At 57.9% G+C, this 20,634-nt stretch carries 22 protein-coding genes; 11 read left to right on the forward strand and 11 right to left on the reverse strand.

The window, feature by feature from the left end; all coding sequences use genetic code 11:
- The first annotated feature begins 132 nt into the window (after positions 1–132).
- On the forward strand, positions 133–1,164 hold the full coding sequence (locus ACJ5NV_RS04425; protein WP_411642415.1) for an endonuclease/exonuclease/phosphatase family protein: 1,032 nt from the start codon (positions 133–135) through the stop codon (positions 1,162–1,164).
- On the opposite strand, the gene ACJ5NV_RS04430 is transcribed toward ACJ5NV_RS04425, so the two are convergent.
- The 4 genes from ACJ5NV_RS04430 to ACJ5NV_RS04445 form a co-directional block, all read right to left on the reverse strand.
- A complete protein-coding gene (locus ACJ5NV_RS04430) occupies positions 1,116–2,081 on the reverse strand; it encodes a DMT family transporter (RefSeq protein ID WP_411642416.1) in 966 nt (321 codons plus the stop codon). The genes ACJ5NV_RS04425 and ACJ5NV_RS04430 overlap by 49 nt on opposite strands.
- A 56-nt stretch (positions 2,082–2,137) precedes the next feature.
- Complete coding sequence (locus ACJ5NV_RS04435) at positions 2,138–3,325, reverse strand: OpgC family protein (protein ID WP_411642417.1); 1,188 nt, start codon at positions 3,323–3,325, stop codon at positions 2,138–2,140.
- 273 nt (positions 3,326–3,598) lie between these two features.
- Positions 3,599–3,943: an antibiotic biosynthesis monooxygenase family protein gene (locus ACJ5NV_RS04440; RefSeq protein ID WP_411642418.1), complete on the reverse strand. Its 345-nt coding sequence runs from the start codon at positions 3,941–3,943 to the stop codon at positions 3,599–3,601.
- On the reverse strand, positions 3,940–4,263 hold the full coding sequence (locus tag ACJ5NV_RS04445) for an NIPSNAP family protein (RefSeq protein WP_411642419.1): 324 nt from the start codon (positions 4,261–4,263) through the stop codon (positions 3,940–3,942). Before ACJ5NV_RS04445 ends, ACJ5NV_RS04440 begins: the two co-directional genes overlap by 4 nt.
- Before the next feature lie 66 nt (positions 4,264–4,329).
- Here ACJ5NV_RS04445 and ACJ5NV_RS04450 point away from each other — a divergent pair, with 66 nt between their 5' ends.
- A complete protein-coding gene (locus ACJ5NV_RS04450) occupies positions 4,330–5,031 on the forward strand; it encodes an ArsR/SmtB family transcription factor (RefSeq protein ID WP_411642420.1) in 702 nt (233 codons plus the stop codon).
- A gap of 225 nt (positions 5,032–5,256) precedes the next feature.
- On the opposite strand, the gene fnrL is transcribed toward ACJ5NV_RS04450, so the two are convergent.
- Together fnrL and ACJ5NV_RS04460 are read right to left on the reverse strand one after the other, a co-directional pair.
- On the reverse strand, positions 5,257–6,000 hold the full coding sequence (gene fnrL, locus ACJ5NV_RS04455) for a transcriptional regulator FnrL (protein ID WP_411642421.1): 744 nt from the start codon (positions 5,998–6,000) through the stop codon (positions 5,257–5,259).
- 123 nt (positions 6,001–6,123) lie between these two features.
- Positions 6,124–6,903: a 23S rRNA (adenine(2030)-N(6))-methyltransferase RlmJ gene (locus ACJ5NV_RS04460; RefSeq protein WP_411642422.1), complete on the reverse strand. Its 780-nt coding sequence runs from the start codon at positions 6,901–6,903 to the stop codon at positions 6,124–6,126.
- Positions 6,904–7,025: 122 nt separating this feature from the next.
- Here ACJ5NV_RS04460 and ACJ5NV_RS04465 point away from each other — a divergent pair, with 122 nt between their 5' ends.
- The 3 genes from ACJ5NV_RS04465 (at position 7,026) to ACJ5NV_RS04475 (ending at position 9,268) form a co-directional block, all read left to right on the forward strand.
- A complete protein-coding gene (locus ACJ5NV_RS04465; RefSeq protein WP_411642423.1) occupies positions 7,026–7,769 on the forward strand; it encodes a MipA/OmpV family protein in 744 nt (247 codons plus the stop codon).
- 153 nt (positions 7,770–7,922) lie between these two features.
- A complete protein-coding gene (locus ACJ5NV_RS04470; protein WP_411642424.1) occupies positions 7,923–8,738 on the forward strand; it encodes a DMP19 family protein in 816 nt (271 codons plus the stop codon).
- The gene (locus tag ACJ5NV_RS04475) at positions 8,720–9,268 is read left to right on the forward strand and encodes a hypothetical protein (protein WP_411642425.1); all 549 of its coding nucleotides are present in this window, start codon (positions 8,720–8,722) and stop codon (positions 9,266–9,268) included. Before ACJ5NV_RS04470 ends, ACJ5NV_RS04475 begins: the two co-directional genes overlap by 19 nt.
- A 595-nt stretch (positions 9,269–9,863) precedes the next feature.
- Here ACJ5NV_RS04475 and ilvC read toward each other — a convergent pair.
- Positions 9,864–10,886 carry a ketol-acid reductoisomerase gene (gene ilvC, locus ACJ5NV_RS04480; protein ID WP_411642426.1) on the reverse strand — a complete coding sequence of 341 codons (1,023 nt, stop codon included), beginning with the start codon at positions 10,884–10,886 and terminating at the stop codon, positions 9,864–9,866.
- A gap of 133 nt (positions 10,887–11,019) precedes the next feature.
- On the opposite strand from ilvC, the gene ACJ5NV_RS04485 reads away from it, so the two are divergent.
- From ACJ5NV_RS04485 to ACJ5NV_RS04500, 4 genes are all read left to right on the forward strand, one after another.
- Positions 11,020–11,475 (forward strand): Lrp/AsnC family transcriptional regulator, encoded by a 456-nt coding sequence (locus tag ACJ5NV_RS04485; protein ID WP_411642427.1) that lies wholly within the window; start codon positions 11,020–11,022, stop codon positions 11,473–11,475.
- The gene (locus tag ACJ5NV_RS04490) at positions 11,472–11,930 is read left to right on the forward strand and encodes an Lrp/AsnC family transcriptional regulator (RefSeq protein ID WP_411642428.1); all 459 of its coding nucleotides are present in this window, start codon (positions 11,472–11,474) and stop codon (positions 11,928–11,930) included. The genes ACJ5NV_RS04485 and ACJ5NV_RS04490 overlap by 4 nt, the downstream gene beginning before the upstream one ends.
- A 58-nt stretch (positions 11,931–11,988) precedes the next feature.
- Positions 11,989–12,723: a GGDEF domain-containing protein gene (locus ACJ5NV_RS04495; protein WP_411642429.1), complete on the forward strand. Its 735-nt coding sequence runs from the start codon at positions 11,989–11,991 to the stop codon at positions 12,721–12,723.
- A 128-nt stretch (positions 12,724–12,851) separates the two neighbouring features.
- Positions 12,852–13,982, forward strand: a complete 1,131-nt coding sequence (locus ACJ5NV_RS04500) for an aminotransferase class V-fold PLP-dependent enzyme (protein ID WP_411642430.1) — start codon at positions 12,852–12,854, stop codon at positions 13,980–13,982.
- Here the strand turns inward: ACJ5NV_RS04500 and ACJ5NV_RS04505 are convergent.
- Positions 13,979–15,172, reverse strand: coding sequence for a UbiH/UbiF family hydroxylase (locus ACJ5NV_RS04505; RefSeq protein WP_411642431.1), 1,194 nt, complete (start codon positions 15,170–15,172; stop codon positions 13,979–13,981). The genes ACJ5NV_RS04500 and ACJ5NV_RS04505 overlap by 4 nt on opposite strands.
- Positions 15,173–15,210: 38 nt before the next feature.
- Positions 15,211–15,858, reverse strand: a complete 648-nt coding sequence (locus ACJ5NV_RS04510; protein ID WP_411642566.1) for a pyrimidine 5'-nucleotidase — start codon at positions 15,856–15,858, stop codon at positions 15,211–15,213.
- 91 nt (positions 15,859–15,949) lie between these two features.
- On the opposite strand from ACJ5NV_RS04510, the gene ACJ5NV_RS04515 reads away from it, so the two are divergent.
- Positions 15,950–16,603, forward strand: a complete 654-nt coding sequence (locus ACJ5NV_RS04515; RefSeq protein ID WP_411642432.1) for a GntR family transcriptional regulator — start codon at positions 15,950–15,952, stop codon at positions 16,601–16,603.
- On the opposite strand, the gene ACJ5NV_RS04520 is transcribed toward ACJ5NV_RS04515, so the two are convergent.
- Positions 16,557–18,467, reverse strand: coding sequence for a glycosyltransferase family 2 protein (locus tag ACJ5NV_RS04520; protein WP_411642433.1), 1,911 nt, complete (start codon positions 18,465–18,467; stop codon positions 16,557–16,559). The genes ACJ5NV_RS04515 and ACJ5NV_RS04520 overlap by 47 nt on opposite strands.
- Before the next feature lie 77 nt (positions 18,468–18,544).
- Positions 18,545–19,699, reverse strand: a complete 1,155-nt coding sequence (gene carA / locus ACJ5NV_RS04525) for a glutamine-hydrolyzing carbamoyl-phosphate synthase small subunit (protein WP_411642434.1) — start codon at positions 19,697–19,699, stop codon at positions 18,545–18,547.
- 172 nt (positions 19,700–19,871) lie between these two features.
- Between carA and ACJ5NV_RS04530 the strand changes: the two genes are divergently transcribed.
- Positions 19,872–20,333 (forward strand): GatB/YqeY domain-containing protein, encoded by a 462-nt coding sequence (locus ACJ5NV_RS04530; RefSeq protein ID WP_411642435.1) that lies wholly within the window; start codon positions 19,872–19,874, stop codon positions 20,331–20,333.
- Positions 20,334–20,634 lie beyond the last annotated feature (301 nt).

Below are 20,634 nucleotides of genomic sequence, written 5' to 3' on the forward strand. Positions count from 1 at the left end.
ACCATCCATGGGCGAAAGCCACTTTTGACACCTTATCCGTCTTATGGACCCCGGCGGGTGTTACATCCGTGGCAAGTACATATGCGATCGAAAATATGCTAACCTGATGTTCTTTATTTAAGGAGCATTGCCATGGTCCAGCACCTGTTTGCATTCTGGAACGTCGAAAACCTGTTTGGTCCCGAGGATCACCCCCACCGGATTGAATGGATCAAGGCACGGGTCAGGGGGGACCTGCGCGGGTGGACCCGGCAGCTTTATGAGCGCAAGCTGTCGCAGTTGTCGCGGATCATTGTGCAGATGAAGGGCGGCGCGGGGCCGGATGTGCTGGGGGTCTGCGAGGTGGAAGATGGGTTTGTCCTCGCCGATTTGGTGGTGCTGCTGAATGCTGCCTTGCCGGATCGCAGCTACGGTGTGGTCCATGCCAATAACGAGCGTGACAAGCGCGGGATCGACACTGCGTTCATCTATGACACGGGCGCATTCAGCGTCGATCCGGATTTGATTTTCAATCATTTTGTCCTGCGTCGCACAGGGACACGCGATATCCTTCAGGCTACGTTTCAGTCGCAGGCTGGCAATGACATCGTGATGCTATGCAATCACTGGCCGTCACGGTCGGGCGGTGCCCTTGAAAGTGCGGGGTTCCGGGCGACGGCGGGCGAAACGCTGGGCTATTGGCACCAGCGCATTCGCGAAGAATGCGGTTCAGATATGCCGGTGCTCGCCTTTGGTGATTTCAACGATGACCCGTTTGATCCGTCATTGCGGTACAACGCTGTCGCCTGGCGCGAGCGGGGCGATGTGGAGCGGGGACGGTCGGCGCAGTTTTACAACCTTGCATGGGATTATCTGCGCTTTCCGGTGACTGATAATCGCGGACGGGAACGGATGCTGGATGGGACGCTGTATTACCGGGGCGATGGCAATTTGTTTGACCAGATCCTTGTTGGCAAGCCGCTGTTGACCGGGGGTGGGTCCTACCAGATCGTCGATGGTACGGCGCGGGTCGAAGCCTTTGCTGAGATGGTCTCACCCTCTGTCAGTCAAGGGCCGATCCGTTTTGGCTTGCCGAAGGGCAATGTGGCGAATGTCGATACGGATGGTTATTCAGATCATTTTCCGGTGTCGGTCACGGTCGAAGAGGCGGATGGGATCAGCTGACCCAGCAACCGGCGCAGGCCGCCCCATTGGCTGATGCCGACCCCAAGCAGGATCAGGGCGAGCGCTGCAAAAAAGCGGAGTGGCAGGACCTCGTGCAGGATGACGACCCCGAAGACGACCGACCAGAGCGGCACCTGATAGTTGACCAATGTCATGAACACGGCCCCGGCAGAGCGGATGGTGATCACCCGTAATGCGGCAGCCAGTGCTGTCGGGATGAAGCCCAGAAACAGGATGGCCAAGGTGCTGCGCCTGTCGGCGATTTCCGGCAGGCCTTCGGTTAGCAGCATCGCAGGGATCAGGGCAGCGGCGCCGACCGCCAGCAGCAACGCCGCCATGGTGATTGGGTCAATCGGTGGGCAGCGCCGGGTCATGATACTGGACACCGCATAGGACAATGCCGCAGCAAGGCAGGCGATCTGGCCCAAAGGTTCCATCCCGGTGCCGATGCGCAGCACGCCGGGGCCGATCAGGACAATCGCGCCAACAAAACCAAGCGTTACCCCCACAGCATTGCGCAGGTTGAGTTTTTCGTCAGTAAAGACATGCGCCAGCGGCAGCACGAAAAGCGGTAGCGCCGCCATGGAAATCCCTGCAAAGGCAGAGGGCACATATTGCTGCCCCCAGCTGAGCAGGGCAAAGGGCACGGCAGTATTCAGCAATCCGATCACAATCAGGTATTTCATCATCCGTGCGCTGAAGTCGGGCAGCGGTCGGCGCATGGCCCACATCAGTGCCAGCAGCGCGATAGCCCCAAGCGAGGTGCGGGCGCAGGCAACGGTAATTGGCCCGTAGCCATCCAGCGCGATGCGGACCACCATAAAGGTGCCACCCCAGATCAGCCCGAGGATCATGATGGACAGCCAGTTGGCCAAGGTGGGGTGTTGTGCGGTTCGGCTTGGCTGGTCTGGCATCATCGGCAACTCTGGATATTTCTTGCCCCAGCCGCCTTTCCGCAATCTGATCCCGTCGTTTAGCGACGGGATAATGCGAATGCGCGGGCCTTGCGGGACGACACCCGACGATCATGGATATAGGCCGGAATGTAAAGCGATGCGATGCTCGCAAGCAGAAGGAGCGTGCCAGTAACCTCAGTAGGTTCTTGGCCGTTCAGGCCGATGACGGCGATGTAAAATAGCACGATATGCCAGCTAAAGACTTGTAGCGAATGCTGCCCCAGAAAAACCAATGCGGGATGGGAAAAGACCCGATGTGCCATTCTGGCCAGCCAGCGCAGCAAGCGCGAGGGCACCGTTGGCCCGGCGACCAGCAGCCATGTGATCAGCAAAAGATCGACGAGGAATGCGACAAGATAGATGAGAGAGAAATCCCCCCGGTTCACGGCCAGCAGCATCTGCTGGGAATACGCCAGCGAAACGAGTTCATTAAAAATGATGCGGTCGTAAACGCCGAGGATGATGAAGACGGCAAACAGGATCGCGATACTGGGCCAGAGCGCTCGCGCCTTGAGAAAAGACAGGTCCAGTTGATTATTCGCCAGCCGCAGCCCGATAAAAATACCGAGGAAAAACAGTATCTGCCATGCGAAGACATTGAAATGCAGCCCCAGCCGCAGCGGGGTGTCGGCAGGTGAAACGGCCATCTGCGCCACGTGCATGATCAGTTCCAGCAGACCCAGCTGCGCGACAAACCAGGTGCTGACCGATAGCACCAGAACCGGCAGGCAGAACCCCCGATGCAACAGAGCAATGATCAGCGGTGTGACAAACATGAACCAGATATACATGGCCAGAATGCCCATATGCTCTGGCCCGGTGATCAAAAACAGCGCCGCTGTGGTGAAATGCACGGGGAGGTCAAGATAGGGCTGGAGCGAAGCGGGTAGACGCTCATGGCCGGTCAGTAGAACGGCGCAGATTGCCAGCCCGACAATCAGTGCGAATTGATAGAGATAGATGGTGCGGATACGCCGGTAAATAGCGCTGCGCATGTCGTGGTAGGATCGCTTGATATAAATTCGCCCATAGACAAGCCCGACGACAAGGCCAGAGATGAACACAAAACCTTGCGCATCCTCGACCCAGCCAAATGACAGATGATTGAGCTTGCCAAGGATCGTGCCAAGCTCTGTGTTCATGTGGTTGACGGTCATAAAAACGAGAAAGAATCCTCGAAACCCATCCAGTAAATGGTATCGCATCGATCGTCCCGGAAAATATGTATCTGTTTATTTTTGAAATATAAAATGCACTGACATAAACTAATTATTGTTATGATATAGGAAACGACGATTTTTTTCAATGATTGCGTTTTGTCGCGGTAGCACGGCTTTTGGCTGTAGCCCGCGAATAGGGTGCGAAAGCGTTATGCGAAAAACGTGTATCTACTAACGCGGCCTGAAATTATAGATTTCAACGCGTTAGCAGATACGTCATGTCTTGGGTATTTCGTCAAACGCTATAGTCACGCGCCTTCACCCGTGGCTTTTTTTGCTATCGTCGGGGGCCTGTGCCCGATCATGCAGCCCGTAGTCGCGGGACACTGTGGCGATCCGCAAACGGTAATCGGTGAAAAGCCCGGCGCGGCCAGCGCTTTGCGTGTTACGATGGGCGGGCAGATTGCGCCAGCGGGTAATCGCAGCTTCGTCTTCGAAGAAAGACAGCGATAGCAGCTTATGCGGGTCAGTGAGGCTTTGGAACCTTTCGACCGATTGGAAACCTTCCATGTCCTTCAGGATTGGCCGTAGCCGTGCGGCATGGTCAAGGTAGGCGTCCATCCGACCCTCTGCTGGGTAGGTTTCAAAGATCACGGCGATCATGATGGTTTACCATGTGGTGCTGACGTAAGCCGAAGAAAGGTCCGGTCTTCGCGTAGAATGAATTTCTCGCGCTGGGCGAAGGCATAGTTTTCTTGCCCAAGTGGGTCAGCGGCCAGCCTTTCGCGATAAGCCTCGTATGCGGCGAGCGACGGGATGTTATAGATGCCATAGGCCAGCGTTGATGAGCCCTCATGCGGTGCGAAATAGCCGATTAGATCGGCGCCACAGCGTGGGATCGCTTGGCCCCAGGTGCGCGCATAGGTTTCGAAGGCGTCTCGTTTGGTCGGGTCGATATGGTATTTGATGATACAGGTCAGCATGGTTTTCCTTTCTTTGCGTCCTTCTAGCTGGTTGATGCGCGTAAATGCTTCGGCTACGGTCGAACTATGAAAGAAGGCCCAAATATCGCGGTTGTCGCCAGCCTGATCGGGGACCCGGCCCGGGCCAATATGCTGACAGCGCTGATGAGCGGGAAGGCCCTGACCGCATCCGAGCTTGCAACAGAGGCTGGCGTGATGGCGCAGACCGCAAGCGGCCATCTGGCGAAACTTCTGAGCGGCGGGCTGGTGCAGGTACGCAAGCAGGGGCGGCACAAGTATTTCGCGCTGGCCCATGCGGATGTGGCGGTGACGCTTGAAGCGCTAATGGGGCTTGCGTCGGGCCAAGGCGTATTGCGCAGCCGAACCGGCCCGAAAGACGCAGCACTGCGGCAGGCGCGGGTTTGTTATAATCATTTGGCAGGCCGGATGGGGGTGCAGATGTTTCACAGCATGATTGACCGCGGTCTGTTGCAGGATGATTGCGACGTGCCGGTGCTGACCGAAAAGGGGCGTGGATTTGTTGAGGCGTTCGGCGTTGATATCGCAGCGCTGACGGCACAACGCGCACCACTTTGCCGGAGCTGTCTGGACTGGAGCGAACGGCGCACGCATTTGGCCGGGTCCGTCGGGCGCGCGATGCTGGCGCGGATGGAAACGCAGGGTTGGCTCAGCCGCGATAGTCAGAGCCGAGCGCTGATTTTTGATGAGGCAGGACAGGCTGCGTTCAACGCGGCGTTTCCGGCGGGCGAGCGGTTGCATCGTGCTTGAAGCTTTTATTTGCGGACTTTGGTACGTCGAGTATTTGTTGTGTCCAACAGTGCCGCGATCAGTTCAGATGCTGGCAAGCGCGGCACCTTGACCTAGAGCATTTCGATTTATACCTGAACCACCAATCGCTGCCTTTCGCCTGCGGCTCAAACGCAATTGGTGATCGGTGGTGTCTCAGGTTAAAACCGAAACGCTTTAATAAAGCAATTGCGCAGCTGAAAATGGTTAGGTCGGGGCATGTCCTGTGCCTGCGGCGATCAACAGCGCGTCCAGATCGTCACAGATGACAGTGCGGCCACCTGGCGCAAGGTCGATGATGCCGTCGCGCCGCAACGCTGTGATCTGACGGCTGACGGTTTCTATCGTCAGGCCAAGATAGGACGCCATCGCCTCCCGGCCCAGTGGCAGTTCCGCCTTTAACGGTGCGGCCTCTGACGCAGCGCGCCGTAATACAAGGCTCAGAAACGTTGCCACCCGCTCGCGTGCGGTCTTGCATCCCAAAAGCAGCATCCAGTCGCGGGCGGCGTCCAGTTCATCCAGCGACATCTGTAGTAATCGTCTGGCCACCGTGGGCGTTTCGATTAGCAAGCGCTCAAACTGTTTTCTGTCGAACAAGCAAAGCGTCGTATCGGTTATTGCGGTAACTTCGCAGTGTGCCTCTGCGCGGCCGGGCCGTCCGATGAAATCAGATGGCATCATCAGGCCGACTGTCTGCACCCGGCCATCCTCTGTCGATTGCGAAAGCGTGACACAGCCGCGTACGATGGTGCCAACAAATGGTAGTACCGCGCCTTCCAGCGTGATTGTTTCACCGGCCCTCCAGCTGCGGTAGCTTTTCATTGCCTCCAGACGTTTGAAATCATCATCACCGCATTCTGCGCAAACCGCCCGATGACGGATCGGGCAGGACCTGCAATCCTGCCGGGCAAGCGCCCCCTGCGCGGCGATGATTTTCGATTGCTCTGTCATGAATGGCCCCCGGCTGACACTATGATATGCCAACTAATTTGATCCAGATCAATGCGGTGAAATAATTTCATATGTGGAATGGCGCATGTGTGGGTGGCGGCGTGCCGTTGCGCGCGGATGATGTCAGATCAGCGCCGCGAAGCGCCTGCCCAATTGCGCTGCTTCCGCGTCGAACCCGTAGGGTGCGTTGACCACATAGAGGCCAGAGCCGATCATCCGGTGGCCGGGCCGGGCCGGGGGGAAGCGCACTTCATGCGTCACCCCATCGGGGATGGCGTCCTGCAATGCCCGGATCATGGGTATATGCGGCGCATCCGTCAGGATCGGATACCATAGCACCAGCACGCCCACAGACCACTTGCGATGAATTTTCGCCAGTGTCTTTGGGATCGTCTGGTAATCTGCTTTCACCTCAAACGACGGATCAATCAGCAGCAGGCCCCGGCGCGGGTCTGGGGGGCATAGCGACAGGGCCATTTCATAGCCGTCGCGCTGGCGCAGCACGCCACCATAGACGGACATGTTTGCCTGCAATGCCGCAAACTCCTGCGGATGCAGTTCGGCCAGATGAATATTGTCTATCGGCCGCAGGCTTTCGGCCGCGACAAGCGGCGATCCGGGGTAGGCATCGCGACCGTGGGTCGCGCGGATGCGTTGCAGCACGTTGCTGTAAGGGTGATCCGGTGCAAACCAGTCCGATGCTTGTCCGATACCTTTCGCCGCTTCGCCCGTCTTCACCGCAGCTGCATCAGCAAGGTCGTAAAGACCACGACCAGCATGGGTTTCCAGATAGCTTAGCGGTTTGTCCTTGCGGGTCATATAGGCCAACATCCAGGCCAGCAGGCTATGCTTGTGCACATCTGCGAGATTGCCCGCGTGATAGCTGTGTTGATAGGAAAGCATGATCCTGCCCCGTTGATCTCTTGGCGTACAGGTAACGGCAATTCATGCGCAGTCCAAGGGGGTTGCCTACGGGCAGCGCTGCGCTATTCATAAAGCTGTATCGTTTTGAATTGGGTATTTCCATGATCACAAAAACACTGCTCTGCCTGACGGCGCTTGGACTTGCCACCGGTGCAAGCGCGCAGGAAAACGGGATTTCCTTTCGGTTTGGTGTCGGGCCAAACAGTACGCCCGGTTATTTTGGGGCCGACGAAAATGAGATTTCGCCCACCGGCAGCTTTAAACTTGAAAAGCTTCAATTTCGAAACCTGTCGCTGGGTGGGCCGCGTGATGACGGGCTCAGCTTTGGCGGTTCCGTCCGGTACGTGGGCGCACGCAGCGCGTCCGATTTCGCCGAACTGGCGGGGCTGGATGATGTTGATGCCTCCTTCGAACTGGGCGGCGGGCCGCGCTACACGCAACAGGGCTACGAAGTTTTTGCCGATCTGCGCTACGGTATCATCGGACATGAATCGCTGGTGGGCGAGGTCGGCGGTGATCTGATCCTTTCCCTTGCGCCGCAAGTCACCCTGCGCGTCGGTCCGCGCCTGTTGTGGGGGAGCGACGATTATGCGCAGACCTATTTCGGCGTGACACCCGCGGAAAGCGCTGCCAGTGACTTTGACAGCTTCGATGCGCAGTCTGGCTGGCTCAGCGCCGGGATCAAGGCCGAGGCCAGCTATCAGTTCAACGATGACTGGGGCGTGACCGGCACGCTGCGCTATGACCAACTGCAAGGCGACGCGGCCGAGAGCCCCATTACCCAGTCAGAGGATCAGGTGAGCGCGAGTTTTGTCGTTACGCGGAAAGTGACTATTGGGTTTTAAAGGGAGGAGGGCACAACGGCGGCAGTGAGCCCGAAGCAACGGATGCTGCACCATGCCGGAATGTCCACTTTCAAAGCTGTATGCCGATGATCTACAACGTGGTTAGCAGCCCAACGCATTGGAGTAACTTAATTGCGAGCTCAGCAAAGCAGCATGACCGACCCTTTCCCCCTATTCCTGACACTTTCTGCACAAGAAGGCAGAACCCTGCCATCGGATCTGTTCAACAAACAGATGCATATTTTGCTGGGTGCAGGTGTCACATGGGACAGGCTTAACCCCGATCTTCGCGCGGCGTTTCTGCTTGGCTATTACCTTGGCAATGTGCGCAACGGCGGGCACAGCCAGTTCATGTGGAATGCGCGCAACTACTATGACGGCGACCCCAAGCAATTTCTCGACTGGGCGATGGAAGCGGCTGAGCGTTATGAGATGCCCGAAACCCTGCGCATCATGCGCGATGTGCAGGCTTGGATGGCTGAAAACCCTGACGAAGCAGCAATACAAACGGGCTTTACCCCACATGTCTCACCTGCGCTGAAACCCTATAACGCTGCTTTGTTCAACGCCGGTACCTTGGATGAAGCAACCTGGCTTGCCAGCGTCAACAGCTTGCCAGAGGCGCATGCGCAAACCTTCCTGCATATGAAAGGTTACAAAAAAGGGTATGTACGTTTTCCCGCAATTTTTTCCGACATTGAAGAACTGCGGCTCTTGGTTTCTTTTGCGTCAGTGGTGATTGTCGCCGATGACACATTTGAGGAAGAGGTAAAGGCCGCAGTCGCCGCCGACCCACACGTAAAGGCCGCGCGTCTGGCTGCGCTTTTGACAGACATGAAGCAGGCCCTCCCGAAGCCCGCGACCTGTGCAGCGCTGGCCCTATTGAGCGAGGGCGCACACCTGCCAACGCGGCAGTCTTGCGTGCGGGCGCAGCCAAAACGCGCCACCCTATGCGCGAGGGCATCCTGACAACAGTGCCCGGCGAACATGCCTTCGTCCTCGAAATCGGCAAAGAAACCGTCTCTGTTTTTGAAGCCACGGGCGACCCGGATGCAGTGCTTGAACGCAGCATCAACTTTCCTGCCACGCCTCGCGGGCTCTTTTTCGGCCTCTTCTATTTTGTCGATCCAAAACGGAGTGCCGAACGCGCCTTCAAGCGCCTAACTCGCCAAAAAGCGATCCGGAAAACGCGGAGATTGGGCAAGATCGCCAACGCAAGAGGGGAGGGGATTGCGGCGTTCAATCAACGCGCTCACTTGCCAGAGGCGCTGGCGCTGGCGCTGTGGCTGGAGGAAGCACAGCGCAAGTCCGCTCCCGCCAAATGGCGGCTCGACTTGATTGAAAACGACCGTATCCATTGGCAATTCGAAGTTGGACAGACCCGGCTTAGCGTCATCGCGTCCATGACAGAGGTGCAAATCAGCACAAACGAAGCAGTTTATGTCTACCCGCATGAAGACCTCAGCGCGCTGCGCAGAAGGATCGAAGGCGCAATCTAAAAGGCCAGTTGTAGAAGTTTCGCCCTCATCTTTCCTGCTCGCGGTCATAGCTGCAAAGATTTGCGTAGTTAAGCAAAGCAGCCATTGGCGCAAACGTAGCGAAATAGCGCTTTGTCCGCAAACCGGACCTTGGATATCTCTTAAACGAGCCGCGAATTTTCCACTGCGGCCTGCACAAAATCCGCGAAGAGCGGGTGGGGGCTAAGGGTTTTGGCTTCAGTCCGGGGTGGAACTGGGCGCCGATAAGCCACGTATGGTCTTTCCATTCCACGATTTCGGGTAACTTTTGCCCAACTTGGCACGAATGGTCGCCCACTCTTTGGATCAGGCCTTTGAAATCCAAGCTGACCCACGCAAAGTAAAAGCCCGCACGGTCAAGTGCGGGCTTCGATTTGTAGGCCAGACTATTTGTCTGCGGATATCGTTATATCCCCCGGTCGTTGACCGGGCTTTTTTTGCGCAGGGTGGATCAAGATCCACCTTACGGGGTGGTTAGAGCATTTCGGTTTATACCTGAATCACCAATCGCTGCCTTTCGCCTGCGGCTCAAACGCAATTGGTGATCTGTGATGTCTTAGGTCAAAATCGAAACGCTTTAGTTCTTTGCTTTGTCGACCATTTTGCCGGAGGAAATCCATGGCATCATGGCGCGCAGTTTCTCACCGACCTGTTCGATCTGGTGTTCGTCGTTGATCCGCCGTGTCGCCTTGAAGGAGGGCTGGCCAACAGCGTTTTCCTGCATGAAATCACGCACGAATTTGCCGGTTTGGATGTCGGTCAGCACGTCCTTCATCCGCTTTTTGGTTTCGTCATAGGGCAGAATCCGTGGACCGCTGACATATTCGCCATATTCGGCGGTGTTCGAGATCGAGTAGTTCATGTTCGCGATGCCGCCTTCGTAGATCAGGTCTACGATCAGCTTCACCTCGTGCAGACACTCGAAATAGGCCATTTCGGGCTCATACCCGGCCTCGACCAGTGTTTCAAAGCCCATGCGGATCAGTTCAACCAGACCGCCGCAGAGCACGGCTTGTTCACCAAAGAGGTCGGTTTCGCATTCCTGACGGAAGTTGGTTTCGATGATCCCCGAACGCCCGCCGCCGATGGCGGAACAATAGGACAGGCCGATTTCCATCGCCTTGCCGGACGCATCATGATGCACGGCCACAAGGCAGGGCACGCCGCCGCCTTTGGTGTATTCGCCGCGCACCGTGTGGCCGGGGCCTTTGGGAGCCATCATGATGACATCGACGCCGGGCTTTGGTTCGATCAGGCCGAAGTGCACGTTCAGCCCGTGGGCGAAAGCAATGGCAGAGCCTTCTTTCAGGTTGTCATGCACGTATTTTTTGTAGGTTTCGGCCTGCAATTCATCGGGCATTGTGAACATGATCACATCGCACCATGCGGCAGCTTCTGCGATGCCCATGACCTGTAGCCCTTCGCCTTCGGCTTTGGCTTGGCTGGGTGAGCCTTCGCGCAGTGCGACGACGAGGTTTTTTGCTCCGCTGTCGCGCAGGTTCAGCGCGTGGGCGTGGCCTTGGGAGCCGTAGCCCAGAATGGCGACTTTCTTGTCCTTGATCAGGTTCACATCGCAGTCGCGATCATAATATACGCGCATGGGTTTTATCCTTGGTTAGGTTGCGTTGCGGTCTTTCTAACGGGTGGTTGAGGGTAATGTGAGGGGTGAATTGTGAGAGTATGCGGTCTAAGGGAGATTGTTATTCGTAGTATGATGAATTATCCCATTAATTATGCTTGATGATGTTGATCGTGCCATATTGCGCCAGTTGCAGGCAGAGCCTGCGCTGACCATGCCTGAACTTGCCGGACGGGTCGGGCTGACGCCTGCACGCGTGATCCGCCGTGTGGATCGCATGCAGGCCGATGGTGTTATCGCGGGGCAGGTCTATGTCATTGACTGGCGCGCGCTGGGATTTGCGGTGCATGTCTCGCTGCGCATCACATTGGATAAGACGGTCGCCCGTGCGTTTGACGAGTTTCTGACTGCCGCGCGTGATGTGCCAGAGGTGCTGGAGATTCAGACGTTTCTGGGCCGCGTCGATGTGCGCTTGGCGCTCATCGCCCGCGATCTGCTAGACTATCAGCGGCTGTATAGGGACCGTATTCTGACCTTGCCGCATATCGCAGATATCGAGGCGCTGATGGATGTATCCAATGTGAAATCAGATATGCGGTTGCCGCTATGACGCTGGATGATTTGGATCGCGCTATCCTGATCGCTTTGCAAAAGGATGCAGGGCAATCGACGACGCGGCTTGCAGACAAGCTGGGCCTGAGCCAGCCTGCGACATGGCGTCGGATCAGGCGATTGCAGGGCGCCGGCGTGATTACTGGGCGTCGTTTACTGGTGGATGCGGACAAAGCCGGGTTCGGCGTGACGGTTTTTCTCGGCGTCAAGCTGGCGATGAAAGGTCGGGTCAGTCTTGCGGATTTCGAACGTGCCGTTGATGCGATTCCAGAGGTGCAGACCGTCGATCATGTGTTGGGTCTGTATGATTACAGGCTGCGTGTCGTGGCCCGTGATTTGGCCGATTTTGAACGGGTGCTGCGGCGCCGGATTATGACGCTGCCCGGGGTCGGCGATGTCGAGGCGAATGTGCTGCTGAGCGAAGAACGCCGTCCGGGGCCGCTTGGTGCTTGACAACGGGCTGTTAAGTGATCGCGCTTAGGATTGGCGGGTATCTGGCCTGAGGGTTCCCGTGTTACCGCGACCAAAGACAGCTTCCGGTGTGGTGCTCTTTAGCGCCCTGAGCGCGGCAATTTCGATTGTCGTTACACTTATTGCTGTGCCGCTGGGCTTTGATATTGACGATCCGTGGGATGTGTTGCCGAAAGCCGCGCTGGTTGCTTTCAGCTGCGCCTTTCCAAGCAGCTTTATTCTGTTCAACGAAATCCGCAAAAACGAAAAGCTGACGGGGACGTTGCAACGGCTTGTTGATCGCGATCGGTTGACCGATATCGCGACGCGCGATTTCTTTTTCGCTCGGATGGCTGAGGCACCGGATGCCTATGGTGTGTCGCTGATGGTAGATATTGATCACTTCAAGCGGATCAATGACACTTATGGGCATATGGCGGGGGATGCGGTGATCAAAGCGGTGGCCACATTACTGCGCGATTCCGTGCGCCCCGAAGATATCGTTGCCCGATTTGGTGGTGAAGAGTTCATGATTTTTCTGCATGATCACAGTGCCGACGCAGGATTTCATGTGGCCGAACGGATGCGGCAGACTGTGGCTGACGCCCAGATTAGCCATGGTGATCTGATTGTTTCTGTTACAGTGTCTATCGGTGGTGGCCTGAAAGAAGCTTGCGCTGATATTTCGGGTGCCATTCAACACGCTGACCTTGCGCTTTATCAGGCAAAGAACGATGGGCGCAATCGCACCGTGTTTCACGACCGCCGCCGCGTTGCGCCGCCGCTTGCATTGTGACGGGGATCGGTTGACAGGTTTCCGATCCTGCATGCCCACGCGCGGTTCTGCTTGCGTATCGCGCGATTAGTCATTGTCTTTGCCGGTAGGTTGTCCATACCGATTGCGTGTGAACAAAGGGGCGAGAGATGACGCAGATAGTCAAAGATAATGTTGATCCGGATGGGTTGATGGAATTTTCGGTCGTATTCACCGACCGGTCGCTGAACCATATGTCCAAGGCATTTCAGCGTGTGATGACCGATGTATCGGGCATGCTGAAAGAGGTTTACCACGCAGACCATGTGGCGATTGTTCCCGGTGGCGGCACCTATGGGATGGAGGCAGTCGCCCGTCAGTTCGGCCATGATGCGCATGCGTTTATCGTGCGCAATGGCTGGTTTTCCTATCGTTGGAGCCAGATTTTCGACGCAGGCGGCTTCGCGGCAAAGACAACAGTGATGAAAGCAGGGCAGGCGGGCAATGACACGCACGCGCCCTTTGCGCCTGCCCCGATTGCCGAAGTGGTCGCCGCCATTCACGAAGCGAAGCCCGACGTGGTTTTTGCGCCGCATGTGGAAACATCTGCGGGGATCATTTTGCCCGATGATTATCTGACCGCATTGGCAGAAGCCGCGCATGAGGTCGGCGCGCTAATGGTGCTGGACTGCATCGCGTCAGGCTGTGTCTGGATCGATATGAAAGCCATCGGGGTTGATGTGCTGATCTCGGCCCCGCAGAAAGGCTGGTCGTCCACACCCTCTGCCGGGCTGGTGGTGATGTCTCAGCGTGCGGTGGATCGGATGGACACCACCACGGCCAATTCCTTTGCGATAGATCTGAAGAAATGGCATAGCATTATGCTGGTCTATGAAGACGGTGGCCATGCCTATCATGCGACCATGCCCACGGACGGGTTGCGCGCGTTTCGGGATACGATGCTGGAGACGCAGGAATTCGGCTTTGGCCGCTTGAAAGAGGCCCAGTGGAAGCTGGGCGAGGCGGTGCGCCAAGTGTTGCGAGACAAGGGGTTAAAATCTGTCGCGGCAGATGGGTTCGGGGCGCCGGGGGTGGTTGTCACCTATACTGACGATCCCGCAATCCAGAACGGGTCGAAATTTGTGGCGCAAGGCATGCAGATCGCGGCGGGTGTGCCGCTGCAATGTGACGAGCCTGAGGATTTCCGCACTTTCCGGCTGGGGCTGTTCGGACTGGATAAGCTTTATGATGTGGATGCGACGCTGGCCCGGCTGGTGCCTGTGTTGAACCGTGTGCTTTAACTTCGCGCGCCAAGTCCCATCTTCATCAGGGTGCGCCGCACCGGGGTGAGCCCGTAAAGCGTGGCAACACCGCTGGCGCGCATCTGCTGCAAGACGGGGTGCCCCGCGATAGAGGCGCGGTTGAGCGCATCAATGCCAGCCGCGCGCAGCTTGATATCAGGCTGGCGCTGCCGGGCATAGCTGTCAAGCATTGCTGGGCTGCCCAGATCACTTGGCTTGGCACGGGCGAGATCAAGCAGGCAGGAGAGATCCTTGAGCGACATGTTCAGCCCCTGCGCGCCAATGGGCGGCATCACATGGGCGGCCTCGGCGACCAACGCGGTGCGCGGCGCGGTCAGCTGATCGGCGGTTTGGCTGATGATCGGCCAGACCGTGCGGCGTGACGCAAGCGTCAGCGGGCCGTAGGTTTCGGCAGAACGTTCGGTCGCGGCGGCCTCAAATTCAGCCGCGGGCAATGCGGCGAGGCGCAGCGCCTCTGGCCCGCTTTCCATCCAGACGACGGCAGAGCAGGGCTTGCCGTCATGGTCGGGCAGGGGGACCAGTGTAAAGGGACCGCCTGCGCGATGGATTTCCGTTGAAATATTGTCATGCGGCGCGTCATGGGTGACGGCGAATGTCACCGCCTTTTGCCCATAGCGCGTGGTTGTGGCGCTGATCCCGGCGGCCTGCCGCACGGCAGAGCTGCGCCCGTCGGCCCCGATGACCAGCTTTGCGCTGATCTGGTTGGCGTCCGTCAGTGTCACGATTGCGGTCTCGCTACGTGGGAGCATGCGCGCAAATCCGATACCGGGCCGAAAATCGACATTGGGCAATTCGCCCAGACGCGCCACCATTTCCCGCCGCAGCAACCAGTTGGGCAGGTTCCAGCCAAAAGGTTTGTCCGAAATATCGCCTGCATCGAAATCGCGGATAAGCGGCGGATTGGCCGCGGCATCAACGATGCGCATGATTTGCAGCGGGGCGGCATGGCTCGCAAGCCGGTCCCAAAGCCCCGCTGTTTCAAGAAATTGCTGCGCTGGTTGCAGGAATGCGGTGGTGCGCAGGTCGGCCCCTTCCGCGTCACGCGTAGTGATCGGCGTGCTCGGGTCCACGATCGTGACGTTGAACCCGGCAGTGCCAAAGGCCGCCGCTGCTGTCAGCCCTGCCACGCCGCCGCCGCCAATCAGAATATCAGTCGATTTACGTTCCATGCGCTTTACATATGGCGCGCGCTGCCGGGCGGAAAGGGTCAGCGCCCTAACTGCGACAAGAAAGCTGTCAGGTCATCGGTGTGGTGATGGATGTGATCGCTTTCATGTGGTGTCGGGTGCACATGCACCGTGCGCATCCCAAGGCTGTGCGGTACCGCAAGGTTGCGCGGCTCATCTTCGAACATGGCGGCCGTGGCGGGGGCCAGACCGGCAAGCTCAAAAACGGTGGCAAAGGCCTCTTTAGCGGGTTTTGCCTGAAACTCCGCGTGTTCAATGCCATAGACCGCATCAAACTGATCGGTCAGGCCGCGTGCTTGCAAGACCCGCTCTGCATGATTGTGCGAGCCGTTGGTAAAGACAATCTTGCGTCCCGGCAGCGCCCCGATGGCCCCGGCAAGTGCGGTGTCGGCGGTCAGATGAGAAATGTCGATGTCATGCACATCGGCAAGGAAATGATGCGGGTCGACTTCATGTTCACGCATCAGACCGGCGAGGGTAGAGCCGTGCCGTTGCCACAAATCCTTGGTCAGGGCAGGGGCCGCGTCCGCATCAACCCCTGTCACCCGCATGATATAGGCGAAAAACCGTGGGTCCATCCGCCCGAACAAATCCGCAGTGGGCGGATAGAGCGTATTGTCGAGATCAAAGACCCAAGTGTCGATATGTGCAAAGAGATTGGCAACCATGAGCGATGGATAGCCGTACTGCGGCGGCGCTGCAATTGCCTTGGGGTGATTGCGGGCGTATGATCTTTCAACCACGAAAGGCACATCGTTTATGCTTGACCCACGCACGACCAATAAAGATGCCTATACGCTGATCCTTGAAGCGATTGACAGCCATATCTACAAGCCGGGCGACCGGCTTGTGGAAAGCGAATTGGCAGAGCGTTTCGGCGTGTCGCGCACCCCCATCCGCGAGGCGCTACAGCGGTTGGAAACGCAGTCATTGCTGACACGCGATGGCCGGTCGTTGATCGTCGCCTCGCTGGATCATTCGCAATTGTCAGAGCTTTATGTGGTCAGGGGCGAGTTGGAAGGGCTGGCGGCCCGTCTTGCCGCGCGCCATGCCGCACCCGAAGAGGTGAAAGTACTGCGCGATATGCTGGAAGAGGACCGCAAGCTGATCGGTGATCCCGAAGGGCTGAGCCGGGCAAACCGGCGGTTTCACAAGCAGATCCACCTTGGTTCGCACAATCGGTTTCTGGTGCAGCAGCTGGATTTGGTACATCGGTCGATGGCCCTTTTGGCGACCACATCACTGGCGGCAGAGGGCCGGACCGAACAGTCGCTGGACGAACATGCAAGGATCGTCGAAGCGATTGAGGCGGGCGATGGTGCTGCGGCCTATCAGGCGCTGCGGGATCATATTTCAGAGGCGTTTGTCACCCGTCTGAAGCTGGATGCGCAGGCAGTGGAGGCGGCGGAGTAGTCTTTTGCCAGCCGTCCGGCAGCAAAATGCCATGGGCGGTCTTGTCCCAGTAAAAAGGATTGCTGACCAATTCGATCCCGCCTTTGTAAGCGGCCAGCGCCGCCAGCGGGAAATAGAGTTGCAGCGTCAACGCCCATTTGGTCAGCCAAGATTTACCTGCCTTATGCACCCCGATGGCGGCGACACAGAAGCCTGTCACCTCTGACAGGATAAAAAGCCCGGCCAATCCCCAGAACATCCAAGGGGCGATCATCCCGTTCAGCGGGTGGTCTATGCCAAAGACAGGCAGCCAGAATGTCCAGAGCACCGGGGCGAACACAAACTGCGATAACGTCCCAAGAAACAAAAGCTGGATACCAAAAAACCGCCATGCGCCAAGGTCGCGCCAGAGCCGCGCGGGGTTGCGCATGTGCACGCCGTAGGTGATGGCGTAACCTTTGAGCCAGCGCGACCGTTGTTTGACCCAAGGCCACGCGCGGCCATTCGCCTCTTCTTCGGTCACTGTGCTGATCAGTTCGGTGCGGTAGCCATGCCGCGCAAGCCGGACGCCCAAATCGGCGTCTTCGGTGACATTGTGGGCGTCCCAACCCCCGAGCTGTTCCAGCGCGTCGCGTCTGAAAAACAGGGTGGTGCCACCCAGTGGGACGACCAGACCCAGCCGGTTCAGCCCCGGCAGGACGACCCGAAACCAGCCTGCGTATTCGATGGTGAAACAGCGGGTCAGCCAGTTGGTCGGCGCGTTGTAGTAATCCAAAACTCCCTGCAAGCAGGCCACATCAGGGCCCGTCTGCGCAAAATGCTGCGCCACGATATGTAGCTGGTCAAGCGCGGGGGCGTCTTCGGCATCCCACACGCCGATGATATTGCCGCGTGCGAAATCGAGCGCGTAATTCAGCGCCCGGGGTTTTGTCTTGATCGTTCCCTTCGGCACAATGATGGCCCGCATCCATGTGGGCAGGATCGTGCGGCCCAGCGTGGCGCGGGTGGTCAGATCGTCGGCTTCCATCACCAAACAGACATCCAGCAATTCGCGCGGGTAATCCAAGTCGGCAAGCCGCGCCAGCAGGTGATCGGCAATCGCAGTTTCGTTATACAAAGGGACAAGCATAGTGATCACCGGCAGCGGGGCCGGGCTGATGGCGCAGGTTGGCACCGGGTCGTCGCGCCAGCCAATGTAAGCTGCCGCCGCCTTGAGCAGTGTTGTCATCAGTAGGGTCAGGATTGTCCAAAGTGTCAGCGCTGCAAGGATAAACTGCGGCGCCATCAGCGCCCCAGCTACGCAGGCCGCCGCGCAGCACAACCCCAGCCCAAGCGCCATGCCCCGATTCCAGTTCCGGCAACTTTTGTCATCAGGCACCCGCCGCTCGGCTGCGCGGGCGAGGGTGTTGCCAAATTGTTCGGAAATGCAGCGATCCAATTGCGCCGGGGCCGTGACCGCCATGCGGACCTTGCCAAAAAGCCTGCGCAGATGGGCCTGATGGCGGGCAAACTGCCCCGGTTGCGTGCTAAGCACAATTGTGTCGCCGCCGATCTGTCGCCAAGGCATTAATCCATCACGAAGACAGTTTGCAGGGCCGTAGCGTTGCAGTAGGCTGCAATCGGGCGGTTGTTCGATAGGGTTGATCAGTTGCGCCCCGGTATGGTCCGCAAAGATGGTGGCAATCGAGTATTGCGAGACTCCGCGCGAAAGGCATAGTACATCGGCCAGAGGCAGCCCTTGTCGTGTTGCGGCGGCTTGGGCGATGCCAGCCTTTTGTGCGGTAATCTGCCCGCGCGCGATCAGCGCATCTATCAGGAAAGGCGCGGAAAAATCTGTCTGAACGAGACCGTTTGAAGGACTGTCATCTACATCAAAATGAAACATCGAAAACCCGATCCTCTCGCAAGAAGAGATGATCGGGCAGGTTGGTTAACTATACGTTAAGCGCAGGACGCCTTCTGTTAGCTTACTGCGGGTGCGCGGCTGCGCATCGCTTGGGTAAACCGTTCGAACAGGTAGTAGCTGTCCTGCGGACCGGGGCTTGCCTCGGGGTGATATTGTACGCTGAAGACGGGGCGGTCAGAGACGCGAATGCCGCAGTTTGATCCGTCAAAAAGCGATACATGGGTTTCGGTGACACCTGCCGGCAGGCTCTGACTATCGACGGTAAACCCATGGTTCATGGAGGTGATTTCGACCTTGCCGGTTTCGTAGTCTTTCACCGGATGGTTCGCGCCATGATGGCCGTGGTTCATCTTGATCGTCTTTGCCCCCAGTGCCAGCGCCAGCATCTGGTGCCCAAGGCAGATGCCAAAGACCGGCAGGTCGGCCTCAAGCACACCTTTGATGGTCGGAACGGCATATGCGCCGGTCGCCGCCGGATCCCCCGGACCATTTGACAGAAACACCCCGTCGGGGTTCAGCGCCAAAACATCTGCAGCTGTGGCGGTTGCGGGCAGGACCGTGACGTCGCAACCTGCGCTGGCAAGGCAGCGCAGAATGTTGCGTTTCGCGCCGTAGTCGATGGCGACAACTTTATGCTTGGGCTCGGTTTGGGGTTTGTACCCTTCCGGCCAAGCCCAACGCATTTCATCCCAACGATAAGATTGCGCACAGGTAACATCCTTGGCCAGATCAAGCCCCTCAAGCCCTTGAAAGGCACGGGCTTTTGCAACCAAGGATTCGATGTCGAAATTGCCATCAGGATCATGGGCCAGCGCCACATGCGGTGCGCCTTGCTGCCGGATGGCGCGGGTCAGCCGCCGGGTATCGACGCCGCCGATCCCGATCCGGTTGCGCCGCGAAAGCCAGGTGGTCAGGTTCTCTGTGGCGCGCCAGCTTGATGGCTCTGTCGGGTCCCATTTCACGACCATGCCACAGGCGACCGGATCTGCCGTTTCGTCATCGTCCGGGTTCACACCCGTGTTGCCGATATGCGGAAAGGTGAAGGTCACGATCTGCCCCGCGTAGGATGGGTCCGTCATGATTTCCTGATAGCCGGTCATCGCCGTGTTAAAGCAAAGCTCTGCTGTGGTTTCGCCAGTCGCGCCAAAGCCGAAACCATAGAAGATGGTGCCGTCTGCAAGGGCCAGGCAAGCCGTCGGTTTCTGGATCATCGCATACCGCTCCTGTGGTCAAATTGAGCCGGGTTTACGGGGGCAGCTGCCCCGGGTCAAGGCAGGAATGTGCCTTTGAAACAAGGGCTGACGTCACGCAAGTGCTGCTTGTCAGATGAAGCCGGGCACGATAGGCTGGGCGTTCGTTTGAAGGTGATGAACGGGAACATCCATGGACATGCGTGATAGGGTCAACACGGCCCTGAAGAATGCGATGAAGTCGAAAGAGGCGGATCGCCTGTCGACATTGCGGCTGATCAACGCCGCGATCAAGGACAAGGATATCGCGCGGCGCGGGTCCGGTGATGACACGGATGGCGTATCGGATGACGAGGTGCTGTCGATCATGGGCCGCATGGTCAAACAACGTCAGGAAAGCGCGCGTGCCTATGAAGAAGGCGGGCGGCTGGAGCTGGCAGAGAAAGAACGCTCTGAAATTAAGGTGATCGAAGAGTTCCTTCCGCGTCAATTGAACGCGGGTGAAACCGAAAAAGCGGTTGATGCCGCCATCGCCGAGGTAGGCGCGAGCAGCATTCGGGACATGGGCAAGGTGATGGCCGCACTGAAGGGCCGCTATACCGGCCAGATGGATTTCGGCAAGGTCGGCCCGATGGTGAAGCAGAAACTGGGGTGAGCGTGCAAAGAGCCTGTGAGGGCACGGTGAGGCAAGTCCCGACCATGCGAATAATGACGAGTGTGGAAATTTCGATTGCCACGCCGGTCCGGCTGAAGAGTAGCAAAACACTGCCAAGCACACCGTGAAACCGCTCTGTCGCCAATACCAAAATGATTAATTGCGCGTCGGCGCGTTGCCATTCATCCAAGTGCGTATGCTGCCTGCGTGCAAGGGCAAGCGATGTGGCGATCGTCCAGATGGCGGCCAAAGCTGCGATCATTTAGATCGTCAGGGCCCCCATCGGTTTTAACCAAGGTAT

It is taken from the genome of Loktanella agnita (assembly GCF_046640325.1).
Classification (GTDB): domain Bacteria; phylum Pseudomonadota; class Alphaproteobacteria; order Rhodobacterales; family Rhodobacteraceae; genus Yoonia; species Yoonia agnita.

Excerpts from the sequence above, each read along its gene's own strand:
- ACJ5NV_RS04425 (WP_411642415.1), top strand. The coding sequence starts at position 133 with ATGGTCCAGCACCTGTTTGCATTCTGGAACGTCGAAAACCTGTTTGGT.
- ACJ5NV_RS04430 (WP_411642416.1), bottom strand. The coding sequence starts at position 2,081 with ATGATGCCAGACCAGCCAAGCCGAACCGCACAACACCCCACCTTGGCC.
- ACJ5NV_RS04435 (WP_411642417.1), bottom strand. The coding sequence starts at position 3,325 with ATGCGATACCATTTACTGGATGGGTTTCGAGGATTCTTTCTCGTTTTT.
- ACJ5NV_RS04440 (WP_411642418.1), bottom strand. The coding sequence starts at position 3,943 with ATGATCGCCGTGATCTTTGAAACCTACCCAGCAGAGGGTCGGATGGAC.
- ACJ5NV_RS04445 (WP_411642419.1), bottom strand. The coding sequence starts at position 4,263 with ATGCTGACCTGTATCATCAAATACCATATCGACCCGACCAAACGAGAC.
- ACJ5NV_RS04450 (WP_411642420.1), top strand. The coding sequence starts at position 4,330 with ATGAAAGAAGGCCCAAATATCGCGGTTGTCGCCAGCCTGATCGGGGAC.
- fnrL (WP_411642421.1), bottom strand. The coding sequence starts at position 6,000 with ATGACAGAGCAATCGAAAATCATCGCCGCGCAGGGGGCGCTTGCCCGG.
- ACJ5NV_RS04460 (WP_411642422.1), bottom strand. The coding sequence starts at position 6,903 with ATGCTTTCCTATCAACACAGCTATCACGCGGGCAATCTCGCAGATGTG.
- ACJ5NV_RS04465 (WP_411642423.1), top strand. The coding sequence starts at position 7,026 with ATGATCACAAAAACACTGCTCTGCCTGACGGCGCTTGGACTTGCCACC.
- ACJ5NV_RS04470 (WP_411642424.1), top strand. The coding sequence starts at position 7,923 with ATGACCGACCCTTTCCCCCTATTCCTGACACTTTCTGCACAAGAAGGC.
- ACJ5NV_RS04475 (WP_411642425.1), top strand. The coding sequence starts at position 8,720 with ATGCGCGAGGGCATCCTGACAACAGTGCCCGGCGAACATGCCTTCGTC.
- ilvC (WP_411642426.1), bottom strand. The coding sequence starts at position 10,886 with ATGCGCGTATATTATGATCGCGACTGCGATGTGAACCTGATCAAGGAC.
- ACJ5NV_RS04485 (WP_411642427.1), top strand. The coding sequence starts at position 11,020 with ATGCTTGATGATGTTGATCGTGCCATATTGCGCCAGTTGCAGGCAGAG.
- ACJ5NV_RS04490 (WP_411642428.1), top strand. The coding sequence starts at position 11,472 with ATGACGCTGGATGATTTGGATCGCGCTATCCTGATCGCTTTGCAAAAG.
- ACJ5NV_RS04500 (WP_411642430.1), top strand. The coding sequence starts at position 12,852 with ATGACGCAGATAGTCAAAGATAATGTTGATCCGGATGGGTTGATGGAA.
- ACJ5NV_RS04505 (WP_411642431.1), bottom strand. The coding sequence starts at position 15,172 with ATGGAACGTAAATCGACTGATATTCTGATTGGCGGCGGCGGCGTGGCA.
- ACJ5NV_RS04510 (WP_411642566.1), bottom strand. The coding sequence starts at position 15,858 with ATGGTTGCCAATCTCTTTGCACATATCGACACTTGGGTCTTTGATCTC.
- ACJ5NV_RS04515 (WP_411642432.1), top strand. The coding sequence starts at position 15,950 with ATGCTTGACCCACGCACGACCAATAAAGATGCCTATACGCTGATCCTT.
- ACJ5NV_RS04520 (WP_411642433.1), bottom strand. The coding sequence starts at position 18,467 with ATGTTTCATTTTGATGTAGATGACAGTCCTTCAAACGGTCTCGTTCAG.
- carA (WP_411642434.1), bottom strand. The coding sequence starts at position 19,699 with ATGATCCAGAAACCGACGGCTTGCCTGGCCCTTGCAGACGGCACCATC.
- ACJ5NV_RS04530 (WP_411642435.1), top strand. The coding sequence starts at position 19,872 with ATGGACATGCGTGATAGGGTCAACACGGCCCTGAAGAATGCGATGAAG.